Source organism: Streptomyces sp. CB02959 (assembly GCF_002803155.1).
Taxonomy (GTDB): Bacteria; Actinomycetota; Actinomycetes; order Streptomycetales; family Streptomycetaceae; genus Streptomyces.
The window spans coordinates 403,067-423,207 of record NZ_NNBP01000002.1 but is presented as its reverse complement, the minus strand read 5'-3'; the positions used below and the strand labels follow the sequence as shown (position 1 = coordinate 423,207).

General features: G+C 71.4%; 18 protein-coding genes and 1 pseudogene. 10 read left to right on the top strand and 9 right to left on the bottom strand.

All coding sequences use genetic code 11. The features are described from left to right. Positions 1-201: 201 nt before the first annotated feature. The 4 genes from CG747_RS05150 to CG747_RS05135 form a co-directional block, all read right to left on the bottom strand. On the bottom strand, positions 202-492 hold the full coding sequence (locus CG747_RS05150) for a hypothetical protein (RefSeq protein WP_100600396.1): 291 nt from the start codon (positions 490-492) through the stop codon (positions 202-204). Beyond that, positions 489-1,103: a ParA family protein gene (locus CG747_RS05145; protein WP_107490304.1), complete on the bottom strand. Its 615-nt coding sequence runs from the start codon at positions 1,101-1,103 to the stop codon at positions 489-491. Before CG747_RS05145 ends, CG747_RS05150 begins: the two co-directional genes overlap by 4 nt. A gap of 292 nt (positions 1,104-1,395) precedes the next feature. After that, entirely contained in the window at positions 1,396-1,812 is a 417-nt protein-coding gene (locus CG747_RS05140) for a YeeE/YedE thiosulfate transporter family protein (RefSeq protein ID WP_100600394.1), read from the bottom strand. After that, positions 1,812-2,468 carry a YeeE/YedE family protein gene (locus tag CG747_RS05135; protein ID WP_100600393.1) on the bottom strand — a complete coding sequence of 219 codons (657 nt, stop codon included), beginning with the start codon at positions 2,466-2,468 and terminating at the stop codon, positions 1,812-1,814. Before CG747_RS05135 ends, CG747_RS05140 begins: the two co-directional genes overlap by 1 nt. 2,066 nt (positions 2,469-4,534) lie before the next feature. On the opposite strand from CG747_RS05135, the gene CG747_RS05120 reads away from it, so the two are divergent. Beyond that, complete coding sequence (locus CG747_RS05120) at positions 4,535-5,824, top strand: serine/threonine-protein kinase (RefSeq protein WP_180985390.1); 1,290 nt, start codon at positions 4,535-4,537, stop codon at positions 5,822-5,824. A gap of 142 nt (positions 5,825-5,966) precedes the next feature. On the opposite strand, the pseudogene CG747_RS50905 reads toward CG747_RS05120, so the two are convergent. After that, a pseudogene (locus tag CG747_RS50905) lies at positions 5,967-6,227 on the bottom strand (transposase); the annotation flags it as partial. Between the two features lie 200 nt (positions 6,228-6,427). After that, positions 6,428-6,850: a secondary thiamine-phosphate synthase enzyme YjbQ gene (locus CG747_RS05110; RefSeq protein WP_100600389.1), complete on the bottom strand. Its 423-nt coding sequence runs from the start codon at positions 6,848-6,850 to the stop codon at positions 6,428-6,430. A 192-nt stretch (positions 6,851-7,042) separates the two neighbouring features. Here CG747_RS05110 and CG747_RS50900 point away from each other — a divergent pair, with 192 nt between their 5' ends. The 6 genes from CG747_RS50900 (at position 7,043) to CG747_RS05085 (ending at position 12,935) form a co-directional block, all read left to right on the top strand. Then, positions 7,043-7,135: a putative leader peptide gene (locus CG747_RS50900; protein ID WP_362297602.1), complete on the top strand. Its 93-nt coding sequence runs from the start codon at positions 7,043-7,045 to the stop codon at positions 7,133-7,135. A 155-nt stretch (positions 7,136-7,290) separates the two neighbouring features. After that, positions 7,291-8,163 (top strand): ABC transporter permease, encoded by an 873-nt coding sequence (locus CG747_RS05105; RefSeq protein ID WP_257980224.1) that lies wholly within the window; start codon positions 7,291-7,293, stop codon positions 8,161-8,163. After that, positions 8,136-9,068, top strand: a complete 933-nt coding sequence (locus tag CG747_RS05100; RefSeq protein ID WP_257980223.1) for an ABC transporter ATP-binding protein — start codon at positions 8,136-8,138, stop codon at positions 9,066-9,068. Before CG747_RS05105 ends, CG747_RS05100 begins: the two co-directional genes overlap by 28 nt. Positions 9,069-9,333: 265 nt before the next feature. Beyond that, positions 9,334-10,410 (top strand): ABC transporter substrate-binding protein, encoded by a 1,077-nt coding sequence (locus tag CG747_RS05095; RefSeq protein ID WP_100600387.1) that lies wholly within the window; start codon positions 9,334-9,336, stop codon positions 10,408-10,410. A gap of 1 nt (position 10,411) precedes the next feature. Beyond that, entirely contained in the window at positions 10,412-11,617 is a 1,206-nt protein-coding gene (locus CG747_RS05090) for an LLM class flavin-dependent oxidoreductase (RefSeq protein WP_100600386.1), read from the top strand. A gap of 67 nt (positions 11,618-11,684) precedes the next feature. After that, positions 11,685-12,935, top strand: coding sequence for an NAD(P)-binding domain-containing protein (locus CG747_RS05085; RefSeq protein WP_257980222.1), 1,251 nt, complete (start codon positions 11,685-11,687; stop codon positions 12,933-12,935). Here CG747_RS05085 and CG747_RS05080 read toward each other — a convergent pair. The 3 genes from CG747_RS05080 to CG747_RS05070 form a co-directional block, all read right to left on the bottom strand. Continuing rightward, positions 12,863-14,032, bottom strand: a complete 1,170-nt coding sequence (locus tag CG747_RS05080) for an adenosine deaminase (RefSeq protein WP_100600385.1) — start codon at positions 14,030-14,032, stop codon at positions 12,863-12,865. The genes CG747_RS05085 and CG747_RS05080 overlap by 73 nt on opposite strands. A 94-nt stretch (positions 14,033-14,126) precedes the next feature. Beyond that, a complete protein-coding gene (locus CG747_RS05075; RefSeq protein ID WP_257980221.1) occupies positions 14,127-14,897 on the bottom strand; it encodes a GntR family transcriptional regulator in 771 nt (256 codons plus the stop codon). 592 nt (positions 14,898-15,489) lie between these two features. Continuing rightward, the gene (locus CG747_RS05070; protein ID WP_180985389.1) at positions 15,490-16,818 is read right to left on the bottom strand and encodes an MFS transporter; all 1,329 of its coding nucleotides are present in this window, start codon (positions 16,816-16,818) and stop codon (positions 15,490-15,492) included. Between the two features lie 230 nt (positions 16,819-17,048). Between CG747_RS05070 and CG747_RS05065 the strand changes: the two genes are divergently transcribed. From CG747_RS05065 to CG747_RS05055, 3 genes are read left to right on the top strand one after another with little or no spacing between them, the layout of a single operon-like run. Further along, a complete protein-coding gene (locus CG747_RS05065) occupies positions 17,049-17,849 on the top strand; it encodes a (Fe-S)-binding protein (protein WP_100600384.1) in 801 nt (266 codons plus the stop codon). Beyond that, on the top strand, positions 17,846-19,339 hold the full coding sequence (locus CG747_RS05060) for a lactate utilization protein B (protein WP_100600383.1): 1,494 nt from the start codon (positions 17,846-17,848) through the stop codon (positions 19,337-19,339). The genes CG747_RS05065 and CG747_RS05060 overlap by 4 nt, the downstream gene beginning before the upstream one ends. After that, positions 19,336-20,004 (top strand): LUD domain-containing protein, encoded by a 669-nt coding sequence (locus CG747_RS05055; RefSeq protein ID WP_100600382.1) that lies wholly within the window; start codon positions 19,336-19,338, stop codon positions 20,002-20,004. Before CG747_RS05060 ends, CG747_RS05055 begins: the two co-directional genes overlap by 4 nt. Positions 20,005-20,141: the final 137 nt, after the last annotated feature.

Below are 20,141 nucleotides of genomic sequence, written 5' to 3'. Positions count from 1 at the left end.
GCGTGACGTCGCGTGCGGCCTGCATAGCGGTCGCGGTTCGGGGACAGCTCGTCATCCAGGCACGCAACGGCGGGGCGCCCCAACGCTTCACCTGGTAGCTCCACCTCCGCGCGAGGGCCCCGCCGTCGTCCTGGCACGGCCGGGGGCCGTCACTGCGTACGGCCACCTCAGGCAGGGCCCCCTGCCGTGTGAACCGCCTGGTCAGCGACCCGAATCCGGAACCTCACGCGGGACGGACGCAGCCTGGCCTCCGAGCCGGGTTACCCAGCCGGCGGTGGCGGCCACGGTACGCAGTACGGTCGCGCCGACGAACACGACCGAGGAGACCGGCCGTCCCACCCATCGCGTCAGGTCGCCTTGCAGGTCGGGATCGAGCTCGACGGTCACCCGGATGTATCTGCTCTTCAGCGTGGTGACTTTGGTGGACCGGGGTGCCGAGACATCCTGCTCGCGCCGCAATGCGGCGCGGTAGCTCTCCTTGCGCTGACTCATGCCCCATCCTGACGCTTGATCAGTTCCTCCGCGAAGTCCATGTACGCCGAGCCCTTGGCCTGGACCGGGTTCCCGAAAGACTGGGCGTAGAGGTCGAGCCGCGCGATCTGGGTGTCCAGCACCTCGAAACCCCGCTCGGTGAGTGCCTCGCGAGCGTCCGCATCGGGCCCGGTGCGCGTGGCATCGGGACGGTTGGTGCGATTGAGCAGGACCGCCGTGCGGGCCGGCTCGGCACGCAGCGACTGCACGTCCGCCATCTCGCTACGAATGGGTGCCATCCGGTCCAGTTCGATGGGGGCGGGCGTCACGGGAACGATCCACTCGCCGGCGTACCTCATGATGCTGCGGGCGATGCGGGGATGGTCCTCCAGCTGGGGCGCATCGAGCACGACGGCCTGCCGGTTGCCGAGGAAGTCGTTCACGCGACGGTGGACATCCCCCACCGGCAGAGCGATCACCGGAAACGGAAAGCCACTGGCCAGCTCGCTCCAGCGCAACGCGGAAGCGGCCGGGTCACCGTCGACCAGCAACGGCGACATACCCAACTCATGAAACGCATGGGCCAGCCACACAGCACTCGTCGTCTTTCCGACGCCGGGCTTGAGGTTCACGAACGCACAGCTCAACGGCACAAAACTGACAATAACGGGAGTGATCGTCCACTTTCGGTCGGCACGAGGGCGTGGCTTCATGGTTCACCCGCAAGCAGTGAGAAACGATCGGCTCACCCAGGAGACGGCGACCCGCAAACCTGAAGGCCAACGCCTTCTCGGACGCGCGCTCGTCCCTCGATCAGATACCGGAACTCGGCGTGGCCGTACACGTGCGGGCACTGGACAGGTCGGGAAGATCGTCGAAGCGAGAGCCCCGACCTTCATGGCTCGGGTCGGTGGGCGTGCTCGGTTACAGCCCGCAGGAGCCGCGGTCGAGGTGGAAGTATCGGGCGTTGGCCCAACGACACAGCCGTATACCGACGATGACGCCGACGATGGTGATCAGGGCAGGCAGGTATCCGCTGGCGACCTGGATGATCGGGATTGCAGGGCACCCACCTGAGATCGCCCAGCCGGTACCGAACAACACCGCGCCGGGGATCACACCGGCGTGGATGCGCCCTGGGGTGCGGCGGACCCGCAGCAGAGCGAACGCGCACACGATGATCACCACGGCACCCGCGAAGGACAGGAACATGCGCAGGTCCTGGAAGGTGAACATGCGGTTCAGCTCGGTGTAGTCGCCGAAGCCGATGTTGGTGACGGTATAGCCGAGGGCCAGCCCGGTGATGATGGCGGCCAGCAGAATCGCGCCCCGGGTGCGCATCAGATCACCTTCCACAGGAGGAACGACACCGCGACGGCGGTGCCGAAGAACACGGCGGTCGCGACGATGCTGACCGGGCGTAGCCGGCCGCAGCCGCTGAGTCCGTGGCCGGAGCTGCACCCACCGGCCAGCCGAGTGCCGAAGCCGACCAGCACGCCTCCCACGAACAGCACGGCGATCATGGTGGTCGGATCGGCGGTGACCAGGTCGCGGAATCCGGGGCCCATGTCGTAGCGGAGGTGGAAGCGCCCGGAGGTGACCGCGGCGACGAGCCCACCGAGGAAGATCGATATCAGCAGGGCAGCCTGGGTGACCAGCGGGGCCGGGCGCAGGCTCGTGGCTGCCGGGCGCCCACTCGCTGCCGGTTCGGCGTCGGCTTCGAGCGGCTGCGACTTCCCGTACGGTTCCTGCGGCACGGTAGATGCGCCGGTGCAGGTGCCGAAGTGCTCCGCTGTAGCTGCGGCAAGCGCCTCAGCGAGAGCTTCATCGTCGGTGAACTCCTCGTCCATCTGCTCGAGCCGGCGCTCGCGACGCCAGTGCAACACGCGATCCCACGCGGCCGACACCCCGAGAGACCGATCGGTGATGAGGGTGTGGTTGATGGTGACCAGGGCGAGCCCGATAGCGCCCGCCCACCAGGGCCAGTAGGTACTCATGCGGGTCCTCTCATCCAATCGGCAAGTCGAGCCCACCAGCCGTCCTTCGAGCTGGGCGCTTGCCGTGCGTGTCGAGCGAGGCCGTCTGAAGGGTGGTCAGCTCGTGGGGACGGTGACGGTTGGTCATGCCAGACAGGCGAAGCAGGCGTTGCCCCGAACTGGCCCATGGCCTCCGGTATCTCGGTTCCAGGTCCTGACTGCTCAGGTGGCTGGGTCGGTGCCGGCTGGGGCCAGGACGCGCTCTCCGGTACCCCCGGAGTGGGCTGTGGCGGCGGGGGCTGTCGGCGGACCGCCGCCGGGCTGGTGGCGCCGGATCGGTCCGGCTTGCTCGGGGCTTCGAGGTGTCGCGCGCGGGCTCCGTTGGGCAGCAGGCTGATCGGCACGCGCTCGCCGGTGAGTGACATCTGGTAGCGCGCACAGCCGAGCCATCGATCCGCGCTGTCGCAGTAGTATTCGCGCCACCCTTGCAAGCTCGCCTGGAGTAGGGGAAAAAGGGGGCATCCTGGGGCGTGAGAGCAACCCACGTTGCTCCTTCCTGACCGGCGCACCACCCGTTCGGGGAGAGCGGTTGCCGTTCTCGATTCCTGCCCTCGCTGCGCCCGGTCGACGGTCTGAAAAGCAATGCGGTGGCGGGCAGTGACAGTAAGGCGTTGCGCCTCCGTTCCTTGATCGGCCGAGATGCAACCATTGTTTCGGCATTCGAGCAACTCAGGGAGTTCTCCCAAACAGGGCACCTGGTACCACTTAGCTAGATACTCTCCGCGACGGATTTGCGGCGCCTGCCCCTCATGTCCGGATATTTGCAATCGCTGACGAGGCTGCTTGAATCGTGATTCGACTGCGTGAGCGCGGCCCACGCTGGCGCAAGTCAGCCATTTACGGAAGGGTTGTAAATTCTGGAGTTTCTTGTGGCGATGGCGTGAATATCGAACGAAGAGCTGAGGGAGATCAATCATGTGTCAACGTGCTGCCTGTCGGTCGTGCCGGAAGCTGACCTATGAGGGCTGCGGAAGGCATGTGGACGAAGTGCTCATGGGTGTGCCAACGGCTCAGCGGTGCACGTGTGAGCCCGCGGAACGCAAGCGTGCACGCACGGTGGAGGCGACGACTCGTTCGGAATCGGCGCCGGCCCTACAGGGTGGGGTGTCGCGACGCACACACGCCAATGGGCACCCGGGGAGTCCCCCGGGCCGACCGAGGGGCGGCTGGTGGGCTCGGCTCGTCGATTGGGCGAAAAGACCGGCATGAGGTAATAATCCCCAGTGCGCTCGCTTTGAGTTCCTTGAGTCCAAGGCATTGGATATTGGGCCATGAGAACCTGGATTTCAGAACTCCAGGGCGCCAAGTGACACCGAGCGCGGAGCCAGCACCGACACCCGCGTCTCACGATGAACATCATCGGCGCTCTGCATGAAGGCATCCGCTTCTTGTGATGACCTCATCCGCTTTCTGCGGGTCCGCTGCACCGAAGAATGCCAGAGCACGATGGCTCCGGGTGGAGAACCGAAAGTCGCTCGTCGCCGACGTGAATGCCGGGCAGGCCGTCGTGGACGCGCGAGAGAGGGCGACCATCCTGGCCGCCGGTGCTATGCAAGGGCCTTAAGGGATTCACTGATGACGCAGCCCGCGGGCCACTGCCACGTGGGACGCCCGGGCTGCCGTTTGCGCGCAGGAGCGGGCCAGCACGGGGGGAACCAGCCCGCTCCTGCGGTCGGCGCCCGCGCAACCCCTCCAGGGGAGCGAGCGCCTCGACCCTCATGATCGGGTCACTCCCTTCTGCGTGCTGCGCCCCTGAAATGTCACTGGTGGAGAGAGATGGTCACCAATCCAGCGCTCTTGTGAACAGGGCAGCTTGAAGCCGTCACGACTCAACCGCCAGCCATGCACGCATCCTCGTCCTCCGGCGGGGCTGCCCGTAGCAGCCGGGCTCTGCGCCGCCCGGAAAGAACAAGGTTGCAGGGCCGGTACGCTGGGGCCTCTGCGGCACCCGCACCTTGATCCGCGCCCCACCGTGAGTCATGGCTTGCGACCATCAAGACGTCTTTGGCCATGAGGATGAACAACAAGTGCTGATAGCGGGCCGATACCGACTGCGAGACACCATCGGGCGGGGCGCGATGGGGGAGGTCTGGCGGGCCTTCGACGAAACGCTCGGCAGACCGGTCGCCGTGAAACTGCTGCTCCCCCACGACACCGACTCCACCGCACCCTCCCGCTTCCGACTGGAGGCGCAGACCGCCGGCCGCCTCAACCACCCGCATGTGGTCGCCGTTCTCGACTTCGGCGAACACGACGACCGCCTGTTCCTGGTGATGGAGCTCGTCGAGGGGGAAAGCCTCGCCGAACTGCTCACTGGCTCCGGACCGCTGCCCTCCGAGCAGGTGGCCCACATCGCCGCACAGGCCGCCCTTGGGCTGGCCGCCGCGCACCGGCAGGGCATCGTGCACCGGGACATCAAGCCGGCCAACCTCCTGCTGGGCGCCGACGGAACCCTGAAGATCGGCGACTTCGGCATCGCCCGTTTCCTCGACGACCCCGGTGCCGCGCTCACCGCCACCGGGCAGATCGTCGGCACCAGCCTTTACCTCGCGCCCGAACGGGCCCTGGGCCGCACCGCCGGCCCGGCATCCGACGTGTACTCCCTGGGCTGCGTGCTCTACCAACTCCTCACCGGCCGACCGCCGTTCCAGGCGGACAGCGCGCTCGCGGTGCTTCATCAGCACCTTGATTCCGCCCCGGTACCGCCCCGGCAACTCAGCGCCGGTCTACCGCCCGCCTTCGAGAGCTATCTGCTCGGTCTGCTGGCCAAGGAGCCCGAGAGCCGACCCACGGCTGAGGAGGTGGCGGACTGGTTCGGGCGCGGAGCCTGGCGCGGCGCGCGGGAGCCGCTGCCGAGCGAGCACCGGCATCACGGTCGCCCGGATCAGCCGCACAACACCGGCTCCAGGGCCGCCGCCTCCGCAAGCTCCTTCTCCGCTCCCACCGCCCACTCCGACCGTGCCTTCGCCCCGGTGGCGGCCACCGAGTGGCAGACGAGCGTGCACCGGGCCTCGACCCGCCGCGCACACCTGCCGTTCCTCCGTCGTTCCCGGCTGGTCGCTGTGCTGGGCGGCGCCGGCGTCTTCACCCTGGCGGTGGTCGTGGGCCTGGTGTGGTTCTCCCCCGACAACGGCTCAGCGCAGGAGCCGCAGACCATCCCGTCCACGAACACGAGCTCCGCCACGCCGTCCCCCTCGGCGTCATACGCGACAGATTCCGCACTCCCGCCACAGCCTGCCGAGCAGAAACCGGAGAGTGCACCCGACGCCGAGCCCGGCCCCAAGAAGGCCCACAGACCCGGCAAGCACAAACACTGAACGGGTCGACGGGCGGCAGGCTCTCGCCGGCGGCCATGAGGCAGCCCCTCAGTGCCGTGTGCAGGGCGTCTGCGTACAGGTGCGTGCCCGCTGTCGGGCTCCTCGGTCGCGAACGTCCACCGCCGGCGATGTTGTGGGTGTTGAGGTTGTCCATCACCAGAACCACGGTCTCGGCGTTGGGGTAGTCCACGTTCAGCAGCTGCTTGACCTGGCCGGCCCAGTCCATGCGAGTCCGTCGGGACAGTGCCTGGGTGCGACGCCATCCGCGTAAGGGTTCGGTCCACACGAAGATGGAGCAGGTGCCGCAGCGGATGTATTCACTGTCCTGGCAGGCGTCGTGACCGGGCCGGGCCGGGAGTGGGTCGCGGACGTGGCCGAGGAGTTGGTAGGGCTTCTCGTCCATGCACACCACCGGACGTGCCGGGTCATAGGGCCGGGCGTAGACGGCCAGGACGTCTTCCATCCGGGCTGCGAACTGTGCGTTCGCCCGTGGCGGGATGGTCCAGCACTTCTTCAGGTGTCCAGGTCCGTACCGCGCAAGGCTTCTCCGTTTCGGGCACGCAGAGTACGGAGATTTCGCGGCCGCACCCAGGGCGATCTTGGTCAGCCCAGGAAGCTCAGTCGAACCTTACGGTTGACATTGGAGATGTTGGTGTCGACCAGGCACACCGACTGCCAAGTGCCGAGGGCGAGTTCGCCCGCGATGACCGGCAGGGTGGCGTGTGGGGGGACGAGGGCGGGGAGGACGTGGTCGCGGCCGTGGCCGGGGGTGCCGTGGCGATGCTGCCAGCGGTCGTCCGCGGGGAGGAGGTCGTGCAGTGCGGCGAGCAGGTCGTCGTCGCTGCCGGCTCCCGTTTCCAGGATGGCCACGCCCGTCGTCGCGTGGGGCGTGAAGACGTTCAGCAGGCCGTCGCGGCCCGGTGCGGTGTCCCGCAGGAAGGCCAGGCACTCGCGGGTGAGGTCGTGGACCGTCTCCGTGGAGCCGGTTCGTACGTCGATTTCTCGTGTCGTGAAGGTTGCAGCCATGTGGTGATCTTCCCAAAGGGGAGTCGGTGCACGTCGTACGCGCGGGGTGGCGGCGCCGCGTCGGGCCGGGGCGCGTCGGGCCGGTGCCGCACGCCCGGGTCGGCGAGGGCCGGTCAATGCTGTGGCAACAAAGGTCCAGCAGCCGAGACGGGGGTTTGACCCCTCTCCGCGGGCGGCGCTACGTTCGGCGGCATGTCTACGTCAGCCCTGCTCACCACGCGCGGTCACATCGACCTGCTGCGGGTGGCGTCTGCCGCGTGTTGCCTTCGCGGCCGCTGTTGCTGACGTTCTTTCCGTTCGCTTTCCGCGGTTCTCGCTGAGTTTTCCTTCCTGTGTGTGCCGGGTGCCTCGGGCGCCGGATGCCTGACGTCTGCGTGGTGAAGCGGCGTCGCGGCTCGGCGTGGTGTGCCCGCCCGGTGCCTGTGTGTCTGGGGTTGTTGATGAGCGGTGAGCAGGCTGCCGTGGCCGGGACTGGTCCGGTCGGGGTGTCGGTGGCGCCGGGCGGGGCGATCGAGTTGTCCCGGGTGGTGCCGGTGTCGGGCCGGCGGTGGGTGGTGCCGCGGTGGGTGCGGCGGGCCGTGGGGCCGGTCGGACTGGTCGTGGTGTGGCAGGTGCTGAGCGCCGGCGGGGTACTGCCGGCGGACATGTTGGCGTCGCCGGTGGACATCGCCCGTACGGGCGGCGGCATGGTCGCGGACGGGACGCTTCCGTCGGCGATGGGCGTGTCGCTGCAACGGGTCTTCGCCGGGCTGCTGTTGGGCGGAATCGTCGGGATCGGGCTGGCGCTGGTCTCGGGGCTCTCGCGGCTGGGTGAGGATCTGGTCGACGCGACCGTGCAGATGTTGCGGTCGATTCCCTGGGTGGGGGTGATCCCGCTCTTCATCATCTGGTTGGGGATCGGCGAGGCCCCGAAGATCGCGCTGATCGCGGTGGGGGTCGCGTTCCACCTGTATCTGAACGTGTACGCCGGGATCCGGGGCGTGGATGCGCAGTTGGTGGAGGCCGGGAACGCGCTCGGGCTCGGCCGGTGGGGGCTGGTCCGGCACGTGGTGCTGCCCGGGGCGCTGCCCGGCGCCATGACCGGGCTGCGGTACTCGCTGGCGACCGCGTGGCTGGCGCTGGTCTTCGGCGAACAGGTCAACGCCGACGACGGGCTGGGCTTCCTGATGAACCAGGCACGGGAGTTCTTCCGCACCGATGTGATCGTCGTCTGCCTGGTGGTCTACGCGGTGCTCGGGCTGCTCGCCGATTTCCTCGTCCGTACCCTCGAAAGGCTGTTGCTGCAATGGCGACCGACGTTCACGGGGCAGTGAGCCCCGAACCGGAGATCTCCGACGGGGCGGGTGTGTTGCCGTCTTCTCCGCCGACCGCTGGTGCGACTCCCTCCTCCCCCCGGTCCCCCGGTGCTCCGCCTGGGAGTGGCGAGGTCGCGGTGCGGGTCGCCGGGCTGGTGCGGGAGTTCGATCGGCGGCGGGTCGTCGACGGACTCCAACTGGACATCCAGGCCGGTGAGTTCGTGGCGTTGCTCGGACGCAGCGGGTGCGGGAAGTCGACGCTGCTGCGGGTACTGGCCGGGCTCGACCGGGAGATCGAGGGCGAGGTGCTGGTCCCGCGGCGCAGGGCGGTGGCGTTCCAGGCACCGCGGTTGATGCCGTGGAAGCGGGTCTGGCGCAACGTCCTGCTCGGACTGCCCGGCCGTCCCGAACGCGCCACGGCGGAACGGGCGTTGGCGGAGGTCGGGCTCGACCACCGGGCGGATGCCTGGCCCAAGACGCTCTCCGGCGGCGAGGCGCAGCGCGCGTCGCTGGCGCGGGCGCTGGTGCGCGACCCGGACCTGCTGCTGCTCGACGAGCCGTTCGGTGCGCTGGACGCACTGACCCGGATCAAGGCGCAGCGGCTGGTGGCCGAGCTGTGGCAGGAGCGGGGGTGCGCGGTGCTGCTGGTCACCCATGACGTGGAGGAGGCGCTGCTGCTGTCCGATCGCGTGCTGGTGATGGAGGGCGGCCGGATCGCCTACGAGACGGCGGTGGACCTGCCCCGGCCGCGGGATGTCACGGATCCGCGGTGTGCCGCGCTGCGCGCCCGGTTGCTCGGTCGGCTGGGGGTGGCGGACGCGGACGGCGGCGAGGCGGAGGAAGGGAATGCGACGGAGGAGGGGAAAGCGACGGCCGTGGCGGGGGGTGTGGTGGACGGGGCGCGGGAGGCGGTGGCCGCCTGAGGCTTCGCCCCGCGCCTGTCCCGGTCCCGACCCTGCCCCCCTCCCGTCCCGGCCCCAGTCACGGTCCCAGTCCCAGTCCCAGTCCCAGCCCCGGCCCCGGCCCCGGCCCCGGCCCCGGCCCCAGTCACGGTCCTCCCCGGTCACTCGCTCCCAGACACGCCCACACTCCACCCTCAGTCACCCAACTCACAGTCACTCCATCCCCACCCACTCCCCCGCCAGTCACTGCCCCCGAGCGCAGAACGGCAGAACGGACGGACATCTCATGAGACCTGCATTGATCGGCGGCCCGGTGGCGGGACGCCGTCGGCTCTCGCTCGCCCTGGCCGCGCTGCCGCTCGCCCTGGTGCTGACCTCCTGCGGGGGTGCCTCGCGTGCCGACGGTGCCGGGGGCGGGGTCGGCGGGCACACCGACGGCAAGGGGTCGCTGACCCTCAACGTCGGTGACCAGAAGGGGGGTTCGGAGGCGTTGCTGCGGGCCGCGGGCGAGTTGGACGACCTTCCCTACCGGATCAAGTGGTCCACGTTCACCTCGGGGCCGCCGCTGCTGGAGGCGGTCAACGCGGGGGCGGTGGACGTCGGGGCGGTCGGCAACACGCCGCCGGTCTTCGCGGGTGCCGCGCATTCGAAGATCAAGGTGATCGCGGGGTCCCACAGCCGGTCGGACGGCGAGGCGATCCTGGTGAAGAAGGACTCGCCGCTGAGGTCTCCCGCGGAGCTGAAGGGGAAGTCGATCGCGGTGGCGCAGGGCAGTTCGGCCAACTACCAGCTGGTCGCGTCGTTGAAGGCGGCGGGGCTGTCGCCGAAGGACGTCACCCTCAACTACCTCCAGCCGGCGGACGCGTTGGCCGCGTTCACCCGGGGGAAGGTCGATGCCTGGGCGGTGTGGGACCCGTACACCTCGCAGGCGCTCGACCAGGCCGACGCGCGGGTGCTGACGACCGGTCAGGGGCTGGTGAACGGGTTGAGTTTCCAGGTCGCCGCGCCCGCCGCTCTGGACGACAAGGCGAAGTCGGCGGCGCTGAAGGACTACACGGCGCGGCTGCGCCGGGCCCAGGACTGGGTGTTCGGGCACCCGGAGGTCTGGGCGAAGGCATGGGCCAAGGCGACCGGCCTGTCGGAGAAGGTGGCGCTGGACGCGGTCGAGCGGACCCGGGGGACGGCGGTGCCGGTCGCCGTGGACAAGGAGGCCGTCGCCTCCGAGCAGCGGATCGTGGACGCCTTCGCGGCGTTGAAGCTGATCCCGCGCTCCTTCGACTTCGGGGAGTTGGTCGATCCCCGCTTCAACGGCGGTCTGCCGCCTTCGGGCACGGCGCCGCGCACCTACGGAAAGGCCCAGTGATATGTCCGTACACCTGCATTGGTTCCTGCCGACCGGCGGGGACGGCCGGACGCTCGTCGACCGGCACGCCTACACCGACGGGGGCGTCCGGCGGGAGCGGATCACCCCGGTGAGCGGGGTGCGTGCCCCGGACGTCGAGTACCTGGCGCAGATCGCCAAGGCCGCCGAGCAGTTGGGGTTCGAGGCGGTCCTCACGCCGACCGGTACGTGGTGCGAGGACGCCTGGCTGACGACGATGGCGCTGTCGCAGGTCACCGAGCGGCTGAAGTTCCTGGTGGCGTTCCGGCCGGGGGTGATCTCGCCGGTGCTGGCCGCGCAGATGGCCGCCACGTTCCAGCGGGTGTCCCGGGGGCGGCTGCTGCTCAACGTGGTCACGGGCGGGGACTCGACCGAGCAGAAGCGGTTCGGGGATCATCTCGGGCACGATCAGCGGTATGCGCGGACGGACGAGTTCCTGCAGGTCGTGCGGGGGGTGTGGAGCGGTCGGCCGTTCGACTTCCGGGGGGAGCACTACCAGGTCGAGGGCGGACTGACGGCGCTGCCGCCGGATCCGCTGCCGGAGATCTTCTTCGGCGGGTCGTCGGCGGCGGCCGGGCCGGTGGCAGCGCGGAACGTCGATGTCTATCTGACCTGGGGCGAGCCGCCGGAGCAGGTGAAGCAGAAGATCGACTGGATTCGCGGACTGGCGGAGCGGGAGGGGCGGAGCGTCCGGTTCGGGATCCGCCTGCACACCCTCTCCCGCGACACGTCGAAGGAGGCGTGGGCCACCGCGAACCGCCTGCTGGACGACCTCGACCCGGACACCGTCGCCGCCGCCCAGCAGGCGCTGGGCAAGAGCGAGTCGGTGGGGCAGCAGCGGATGCTGGCGCTGCACGGCGGCTCGCGCGACAAGTTGGAGATATCGCCCAATCTGTGGGCGGGGGTGGGGCTGGTGCGGGGCGGTGCGGGTACCGCGCTGGTCGGCAGTCACGCGGAGGTGGCGGACCGGATCGAGGAGTACCACGCGCTGGGGGTGGAGCACTTCGTGCTGTCCGGGTACCCGCATCTGGAGGAGGCGTACTGGTTCGGCGAGGGAGTCCGGCCGGAGCTCGCGGCGCGAGGGCTCCTGGACGCCGGGCCGTCGCCGCTGACCGGGGTGCCGGCGGCGAACGGCCGGCCGGCCTCGGCTCCCGGTGGGGCGCCGCTGCTGGTGGCGGGCGGGCGCTGAGCGACGTGCCCGGGACGGGGTGGGGGCGGACGGGAAGATCCCGGCCCCACCCCGAGTTAGTAGAAACATGAACTACATCGCGGTGCGCGAGGTCGAGGTCGTGGTGATCGGTGCCGGGCAGGCGGGACTGGCCGCCGCCTTCCACCTGCGGCGCTCCGGCTACCGCCCGGATGCGGACTTCGTGGTGCTCGACCACTCCCCGCAACCGGGCGGCGCCTGGCAGTTCAGGTGGCCGACACTGACCTACGACAAGGTGCACGGCATGCACGCACTGCCGGGCATGGCGCTGACCGACGCCGATCCGCGCCGGCCGTCGGCCGAGGTGATCGGCGGGTACTTCGCCGCGTACGAGCAGCGGTTCGGGCTGCGGGTCCACCGCCCGGTGAGCGTCACCGCGGTGCGGGACGCCCGGGACGGGCGGCTGCTGGTGGAGACCTCGCAGGGGCGCTACGCGGCGCGGGCGGTGATCAACGCGACCGGGACCTGGGACCGGCCGTTCTGGCCGCGCTTCCCCGGGCAGGAGGGCTTCCGCGGGCGGCAGTTGCACAGTGCGCAGTACCGCGGGCCGGCGGAGTTCCGCGGCGCCCGGGTGGTCGTCGTCGGCGGCGGCACCTCGGCCGTCCAGCAGCTGATCGAGATCGCGCCGGTCGCGGCCGCGACGACCTGGGTGACCCGGCGGCCGCCGGTGTTCCGCTCCGGTCCGTTCGGCGCGGACGAGGGGCGCGCCGCGGTCGCGCTGGTGGAGGAGCGGGTACGGCAGGGGCTGCCGCCGCGCAGCGTGGTGAGCGTGACCGGGCTGCCGATGACCGAGGCGGTCCGACAGGCCCAGGAGAGCGGTGTCCTGGCCCGGCTGCCGCTCTTCGCTCGGGTCACCCCGGACGCGGTGGCCTGGGACGACGGGCGGACCGTCGAGGCCGACGTACTGCTCTACGCGACCGGTTTCCGGGCCGCCGTCGATCACCTCGCGCCGCTGCGGCTGCGCGAGGCGGGCGGCGGGATCCGGCTGGCCGGGACCCGGGTGGTGCGCGATCCCCGGGTGCACCTCGTCGGCTACGGCCCGTCCGCCAGCACCATCGGCGCCAACCGGGCGGGACGCGCCGCGGTCCGCGAGATCCGGCAGCTGCTGACGGGGGCCCCGCCCGCGCCACCCGCGCCGGGCGGATCCCCGCGGCCGGCCGCCGGGGTCCGGGGCGCGGGCGTCCCGGACCCCCGCCCGGCCGACGACCGCGCGGGACGCGGCACCGGCTACGCGGCCGGGGCGGCGGCCGTCTCCCCCACCGGGACGCGGCTGAGCTCCCACGCCCGCAGCTGGGCGTAGCCGGGCCGGATCACCTCGTTGATCAGGGCGGTCCGCTCGTCGAAGGGGAGGAAGGCGGCCTTGGCCGCGTGGACGGTGAACTCCTCCAGTTCGGCGGTGCCGTAGCCGAAGGTGTCCCGCAGGTGCTGGAACTCCTGCGTCATGCTGGTGCCGCTGACCAGGCGGTTGTCGGTGTTGAGGCAGACCCGGAAGCCCAGCCGGCGGAGCAGGTCGATGGGGTGCTCGGCATAGCCGGTCGCGGCGCCCGTCTGGAGGTTGGAGGTCGGGCAGACCTCCAACGCGATCCGCTGGTCACGGACGTAGGAGGCGAGCCGGCCGAGGGTGACCCGGCCGTCGGCGCCGATCGTGATGTCGTCGGTGATGCGGACTCCGTGCCCGATGCGGTGGGCACCGCAGCGCAGCACCGCCTCGTGGATGGACTCCGCGCCGACCGCCTCGCCGGCGTGGATGGTCACGCGAGCGCCCTGGCTGCGGAGGTAGTCGAAGGCTTCGGCGTGCCGGGCGGCGGGGTTGCCGATCTCGCCGCCGGCGATGTCGAAGCCGACCACACCCCGGTCCCGGTGGGCGACCGCGAGCTCGGCGATCTCCACCGCGCGATCGGCGTGCCGCATGGCGCACAGCAGCGTCCCGACACGGATCCGGCGGCCGGCCTCCGCGGCCCGCCGCTCGCCGGCGCGGAACCCGGCGTTGACCACGTCGACGACCTCGTCGAGGGTCAGGCCGCCGGCCAGGTGCTGCTCGGGGGCGTAGCGCACCTCGGCGTAGACCACGCCGTCGCCGGCCAGGTCCTCGGCGCACTCCGCGGCGATCCGGAACAGCGCCTCACCGGTCTGCATCACGGCGCAGGTGTGCGCGAAGGTCTCCAAGTACCGCTCCAGCGAGCCGGAGTCGGCCGCATCGCGGAACCAGACGGCCAGCGCGGCCGGATCGGTGGTCGGCAGGTCCTGGTAGCCGATCGCCTCCGCCAGCTCGATGATCGTCTCCGGGCGCAGACCACCGTCGAGGTGGTCGTGGAGCAACACCTTCGGAGCGCGGCGGATCCGCTCCTGGTCGAGGGCGTGGGTGGACTGCGGCGGAAGCTTGTCAGACAACGTCATGGGGCGGGAGTATGACACGTCGCGGCACCACCGGGCGACCGGGTCTCGCCGGGCGGTCCGGCGGCCGACCCGGGGCGCGAGGTGTCCGGACTGCTCAGCGCGCCTGCCACACCGGAAGAGCGGGGGCGCCCGGGGGCAGCATGTGCTTGGCGGCCAGCAGCGGCGTGCGGTCCAGCCGGACGACCTGGGTGACCAGGACACCGGGGGTGTCGGCGGGGCGCCCCAGCTGGGTGCCGCGCTGCCGGCCGAGGGTGGTGGCCACGATGGCGCTGCTGCCGGTCAGCGGCAGTCCGCGCCCGGCCTCCAGCAGCAGGCCCAGCATCGACGACGCCCGCCCGGCCGGCCCGTCGAACGCCGCCGCGGCGTCCGGCAGCAGCTCCGCCAGCGTCTCGTCCGAGGCCCATTCCTGGGTCAGGCAGGCCGGGAGGCCGCCGACCTCGATCACGCTCTCCCAGAAGCGCACCTCGCCGTGGGCCGGCAGGACCAGGTGCTGGGTGGAGAAGTCGGTGGGCTCCTCGCGGGTGCGGGCCGTCGGCACCGTCACCACCTGCCGCCCCTCCCCGAGCAGCGCCTCCACCGGCTTGAGGAACTCGAAGCCGCGCGGCGGCAGATGGTGGCTGACCGTGCGGCCCACCCCGCGCCGCACGGTGATCACGCCGTCCTCCTGGAGCAGGATCAGCGCCTCGCGCAGCGCCGGGCGGCTGACGCCGAGTTCGGCGGCGAGCCGGGGCTCGGTCGGCAGTGCGGATCCCGGCGGGTAGGTGCCGGCGCGGATGGCCTCGACCATCCGCTCGTACAGCGCGACGACCGGCCGCCGCTGGGGCCGGGCCGGGGGGCGTTCCCGGTTCTGTTGTCTGCCAGCCATCTCGGTCTCCCCGCGTCCGTGGTCCGACTGCCCGCACCGCGCCTCGGGCAGGCGCGTGCGGCCAGTTTTCCATCGCTCCGGGCCCGGCGACCGGCCACCCCGGCCGCTCCGCCGAGGAGACGGGCCCCGCGACGGCAGGCACGCCCGGCATGCCTTGCCCGATGGCGTGCGATCTTGTCTGACAACTACGTGCCTGACACCCGACGCCCCGCCACCCAATGGGAACAAACGAACGCCGAAGCGAATGTTCGCCGGAAAGCGTGGTCGATCACGGAACGGCTTCCCCGAGGGCCCCGCGACGGGTGATGCTTACGGGGCGCAAGCGACGGGCTGCAGACCGTTACGGCGCCTCCGGCTGACATCCCTTGCTGGGCCGGAGAGTTGGTCCCACAACGCAATTCGCTAGGAGACAGAGCCAGATGAACTTCCTCACCAGCCTGCTTGCCGGCATCGTCCACCTCGTGGGCTGGCTCGTCTGACGGACTTGCACCACCCCGAGGCGCCGCTCCCCCATGTCCCAGGAGGAGCGGCGCCTTCCGTCTGCCCGGACGGGCAACCGCCGCGGCGGACCGCCCGGTTCGCCGGCGGCCGGCTACACCTCCAGCGGCCGGCGCGCGGTCTCCGGCAGCGCCAGGTAGACCAGGAAGGACACCAGGCAGACCACCGCGACGTACCAGGGGAAGAGGTCCGGATGGCCGGCCTGCTTGAACCACGTGCCGACGTACGGGGCGGTGCCGCCGAACAGCGCGACGGTGAGGGAGTACGGGAAGCCGATGCCGGCGGCCCGCACCCGGGCCGGGAAGACCTCGGCGTTCACCGCGGCGGCGACCGAGGTGTAGCCGGTGAGCAGCACCATGCCGGCGCACTGCACCAGCAGCAGCGAGAAGAAATCGTCGGTGACCAGGTGGAGCAGCGGAACGGCCAGCACCGCGAAGCCCAACGCGAAGGTGAGCAGCAGCGGTTTGCGCCCGATGCGGTCCGAGAGCATCCCGCCGAGGGGCTGGAGCAGCGCGAAGAAGACCAGTGACAGGGTGCCGACGGTGAGTGCGTCGCCCTTGTCGAAACCGGCGTTGACCTGTGCATAGGTCGGGAGGTAGGTGGTCCAGGTGTAGTAGGCGATGGTGCCGCCGGCGGTGATGCCGCAGATCAGGAGCGACTGGCGGGGGTGGCGGCGCAGGCCCTCGAAGAGGCCGGGGCGGGCGGCCCGCTGTGCGCCGCCGGAGGTCTCCCCGGCTCCCGCTCCGGGAAGGGTCTCCTGGGCGCCGCGCCGGATCCACAGGCCGAGCAGGCTCAGCAGGGCGCCGACGAGGAACGCGACGCGCCAGCCCCACTGCCCCATCTGGTGCTCGGTGAGCAGCGCGGCGAGCAGCGCCCCGGTGCCGGAGGCGAGAAGTTGGCCGAGGGTGGTGGAGACGTACTGGAAGCTGGAGAACAGGCCGCGCCGGCCCGGTCCGGCGGACTCGACCAGGAACGTGGTCGACGCCGCGAACTCGCCGCCCACCGACAGGCCCTGCACCAGGCGCGCGAGGACCAGCACGATCGGCGCGAGGACCCCGGTGGCCGCGTACGTCGGGGTGAGCGCGACCAGCAGGCTGCCGCCGCCCATCAGCAGGATGGTGAGGGTCAGCGCGGCGCGCCGGCCGCGGCGGTCGGCGACGGCACCCAGCAGCAGCCCGCCGACCGGGCGCATGAAGAAGCCGACGGCGAAGACCGCGAAGGTGGAGAGCAGCGGCACCAGGGAGTTGCCGGCGCCCTTGGGGAAGACCTGGTCGGCGAAGTAGACCGCCAGGAAGGAATAGGCGTACCAGTCGTACCACTCGACGGCGTTGCCGACGGAGGCGGCGGCCAGCTGCCTCAGTTGCGACGGCGGACGGACACCCTCGGGTGCCGCGTCCTCGGCTATGGGCTGTGCGCTCGACATCGTCCTTGGGCTCCCGGTCCTTCTCCTCCGCCTGCCGCTGGGGCAGGATGATCCGAAAGGCGATCATGTACCGGTGAGGCGGGCGGCCGCCAGGGTTACGACGACGAAGTCGCAGCCGTGGGGCCGCGGGAAGCCGATCGCCATGCGCCGGCAATGCGCCGGCAACATTCCGGCACGCCGCCGGGCCGGGCCGGCCGAGTGCCGGGACGAGAGCGCGAGGAGGAGGCACCGTGCGGGTAGCACTGTTCGTCACCTGCATCAACGACACGCTTCACCCACGGACCGGGCGGGCGGTGGTGACCCTGCTGGAACGGCTGGGCGTCGACGTCGACTTCCCGGCGGAGCAGAGCTGCTGCGGTCAGCCGCAGTTCAACACCGGCTACCGGCACGCCACCGAGCCACTGGTGCGCCGCTTCGACCGGGCGTTCCGCGACTACGCGTACGTGGTGACCCCGTCCGGTTCCTGTGCCGCGATGGTGCGCGACAACTTTCCGCGGATCGCGGCGAAGGCCGCGGCGGAGGGCCGCGGCCGGGAGCTGGCCGAGGCCGCGGCGCGGGCCGTGCCCAAGACGTACGAGCTGACGGAGTTCCTGGTGGACGTGCTGAAGGTGACCGACGTCGGCGCCTACTATCCGCACACCGTGACCTATCACCCCACCTGCCACGGGCTGCGGATGCTGGGGCTCGGCGACCGGCCGCGGCGGCTGCTGGAGCAGGTCCGGGGGCTGACGCTGAAGGAGCTGCCGGGCGCGGAGGAGTGCTGCGGGTTCGGCGGGACGTTCGCGGTGAAGAATCCGGCGGTGTCGGCCGCGATGGGCGCCGACAAGGTCCGCGCGGTGACCGGGACCGGCGCGCAGGCGGTCTGCACGGTGGACAACTCCTGTCTGCTGCACATCGGGGGCATGCTCGCCCGGCAGGGTTCGCCGGTGCGGCCGGTGCACCTCGCGGAGATCCTGGCCAGTACGGAGGCCGATGCGGTGGCGGACGGCGGAGCCGGCCGGGGCGCCGGTGCGGAAGGGGGCGTGCGATGAGCCGCAGTTTCCTCGGCATGCCGGCGTTCCCCCGGGCCGCGGCCGTCTCCACCCGTGACACCCGGCTGCGGGCCAATCTCGCCCACGCCACCCGCACCATCCGCGACAAGCGGGCCCGGGCGGTGGCCGAACTGGACGACTGGGCGGAGCTGCGGGCCGCGGGCGCCGCGGTCAAGGACCGGACGCTTCGTCATCTGGACCACTATCTGGAGCAGTTGGAGGAGTCGGTGGTCGCCGCGGGCGGCCGGGTGCACTGGGCGGCGGACGCCGACGAGGCCAACCGGATCGTCACCCGGCTGGTCCGGGAGACCGGTGAGCACGAGGTCGTCAAGGTCAAGTCGATGGCCACCCAGGAGATCGGCCTCAACGAGGCGCTGGCCGAGGCGGGGATCCGGGCCTACGAGACGGATCTCGCGGAGCTGATCGTGCAGCTCGGCGACGACCTCCCGTCGCACATCCTGGTGCCGGCGATCCACCGCAACCGCGCCGAGATCCGGGACATCTTCCGCCGGGAGATGGGCAAGTGGGGGCGTCCGGCGCCCGAGGGGCTGTCCGACTCCCCCGCCGAGCTGGCGGAGGCGGCCCGTCTGCATCTGCGGGAGAAGTTCCTCACCGCGAAGGTGGGCATCTCCGGCGCCAACTTCATGGTCGCCGAGACCGGCACCCTGGTGGTCGTGGAGTCCGAGGGCAACGGCCGGATGTGCCTGACCCTGCCGGAGACCCTGATCTCCGTCGTCGGCATCGAGAAGATCGTGCCGACCTGGCAGGACCTGGAGGTCTTCCTCCAGGTCCTGCCGCGCTCCTCCACGGCCGAGCGGATGAACCCGTACACCACCACCTGGACCGGGACCACGGACGGCGACGGGCCGCGGACCTTCCACCTCGTGCTGCTCGACAACGGGCGGACCGACACCCTGGCGGACACCGTGGGACGGCAGGCGCTGCGCTGCATCCGCTGCTCGGCCTGCCTGAACGTCTGCCCGGTGTACGAGCGGGCCGGCGGGCACGCCTACGGATCCCCCTACCCCGGTCCCATCGGCGCCATCATCACCCCGCAACTGCGCGGTATGGCCGGGCCGTTGGAGCAGTCGCTGCCGTACGCCTCGTCGCTGTGCGGGGCGTGCTACGAGGTGTGCCCGGTGGCCATCGACATCCCCGAGGTGCTGGTGCATCTGCGGGAGCGGGTGGTGGAGGGCGGCCCGGTCACCCGGCACGGGACCCGGGTGGTGCTCAAGCCGGCCAAGGGGCACGCCGCGGAGCGGGCCGCGATGCGCGCCGCCGCCTGGGCGTTCGACCATCCGGGCGCGCTGCGCGGCGGGATGCGGCTGGCCGCGCGGACCCGGCGGATCCATCCGCGGCGGCTGCCGGGGCCGGGGCGCGCCTGGACCGACACCCGGACCCTGCCGACGGTGCCCGCCGAGTCGTTCCGCGACTGGTGGCAGCGCACCCGGGGCGGTGCCGGCGAACCCGACCGAGGAGGAGTCAAGTGAGCAGCAGGGACGTGGTGTTGGCACGGGTGCGGCGGGCGCTGGCCGATGTGCCGCGCGGTGAGGGGCCGCACGATCCGCCGGTGCCCCGCGACTACCGCCGGGTGCACGGTTCCCGGACGACCGACGAGACCGTCGCGTTGCTCGCGGAGAACCTCGCGGACTACCGCGCGGTGGTGCACCACTGTGCGCCGGCCGGGCTGCCGGCGCTGCTCGCCCGGCTGCTGGCGGCGCGCGGCGCCCGGACTGTGGTGGTGCCGACCGGGTTGGACCCGCGGTGGCTGTCCGCCGCCGAGGTCACCCTGCGCCCGGACCGGGCCGCGGACACCGTGCGGGACCTGGACGCGGTGGACAGCGTGGTGACGGGGTGCGCGGTGGCCGTCGCGGAGACCGGCACGCTGGTCCTGGACGCCGGCCCGGACCAGGGGCGGCGCCGGATCACCCTCGTCCCCGACCACCACATCTGCGTGGTACGGGTCCCCGACCAGGTCGTCGGCTCGGTCCCGGAGGCGTTGCCGCGGCTGTCCCCGGAGCGCCCGCTGACCTGGATCTCCGGGCCGTCCGCCACCAGCGACATCGAACTGGACCGGGTGGAGGGGGTGCACGGTCCGCGGACGCTGGAGGTGGTGTTGCTGGCGGACGGCGCGGAGCGCGGGGACGCGGGGTAGCGGGCGCGGCGCCGGGCGGGCGCGGGCGGCCGGCGCGGAGGGTGACCCCGGCAGTGGTAGGCATCCGATGCGTACCATCCGCAGGTGTCTGGGCGGCCCCCGCGCCCGCCGGAAGACTCCTGGTCATCGCACCGAGC

Bases quoted from the DNA above. Each gene is read 5' to 3' on its own strand.
- CG747_RS50900 (WP_362297602.1), top strand. From the start codon at position 7,043: ATGTCTACGTCAGCCCTGCTCACCACGCGCGGTCACATCGACCTGCTG.
- CG747_RS05095 (WP_100600387.1), top strand. From the start codon at position 9,334: ATGAGACCTGCATTGATCGGCGGCCCGGTGGCGGGACGCCGTCGGCTC.
- CG747_RS05070 (WP_180985389.1), bottom strand. From the start codon at position 16,818: ATGTCGAGCGCACAGCCCATAGCCGAGGACGCGGCACCCGAGGGTGTC.
- CG747_RS05150 (WP_100600396.1), bottom strand. From the start codon at position 492: ATGAGTCAGCGCAAGGAGAGCTACCGCGCCGCATTGCGGCGCGAGCAG.
- CG747_RS05105 (WP_257980224.1), top strand. From the start codon at position 7,291: ATGAGCGGTGAGCAGGCTGCCGTGGCCGGGACTGGTCCGGTCGGGGTG.
- CG747_RS05140 (WP_100600394.1), bottom strand. From the start codon at position 1,812: ATGCGCACCCGGGGCGCGATTCTGCTGGCCGCCATCATCACCGGGCTG.
- CG747_RS05100 (WP_257980223.1), top strand. From the start codon at position 8,136: ATGGCGACCGACGTTCACGGGGCAGTGAGCCCCGAACCGGAGATCTCC.
- CG747_RS05085 (WP_257980222.1), top strand. From the start codon at position 11,685: ATGAACTACATCGCGGTGCGCGAGGTCGAGGTCGTGGTGATCGGTGCC.
- CG747_RS05080 (WP_100600385.1), bottom strand. From the start codon at position 14,032: ATGACGTTGTCTGACAAGCTTCCGCCGCAGTCCACCCACGCCCTCGAC.
- CG747_RS05075 (WP_257980221.1), bottom strand. From the start codon at position 14,897: ATGGCTGGCAGACAACAGAACCGGGAACGCCCCCCGGCCCGGCCCCAG.
- CG747_RS05090 (WP_100600386.1), top strand. From the start codon at position 10,412: ATGTCCGTACACCTGCATTGGTTCCTGCCGACCGGCGGGGACGGCCGG.
- CG747_RS05110 (WP_100600389.1), bottom strand. From the start codon at position 6,850: ATGGCTGCAACCTTCACGACACGAGAAATCGACGTACGAACCGGCTCC.
- CG747_RS05060 (WP_100600383.1), top strand. From the start codon at position 17,846: ATGAGCCGCAGTTTCCTCGGCATGCCGGCGTTCCCCCGGGCCGCGGCC.
- CG747_RS05135 (WP_100600393.1), bottom strand. From the start codon at position 2,468: ATGAGTACCTACTGGCCCTGGTGGGCGGGCGCTATCGGGCTCGCCCTG.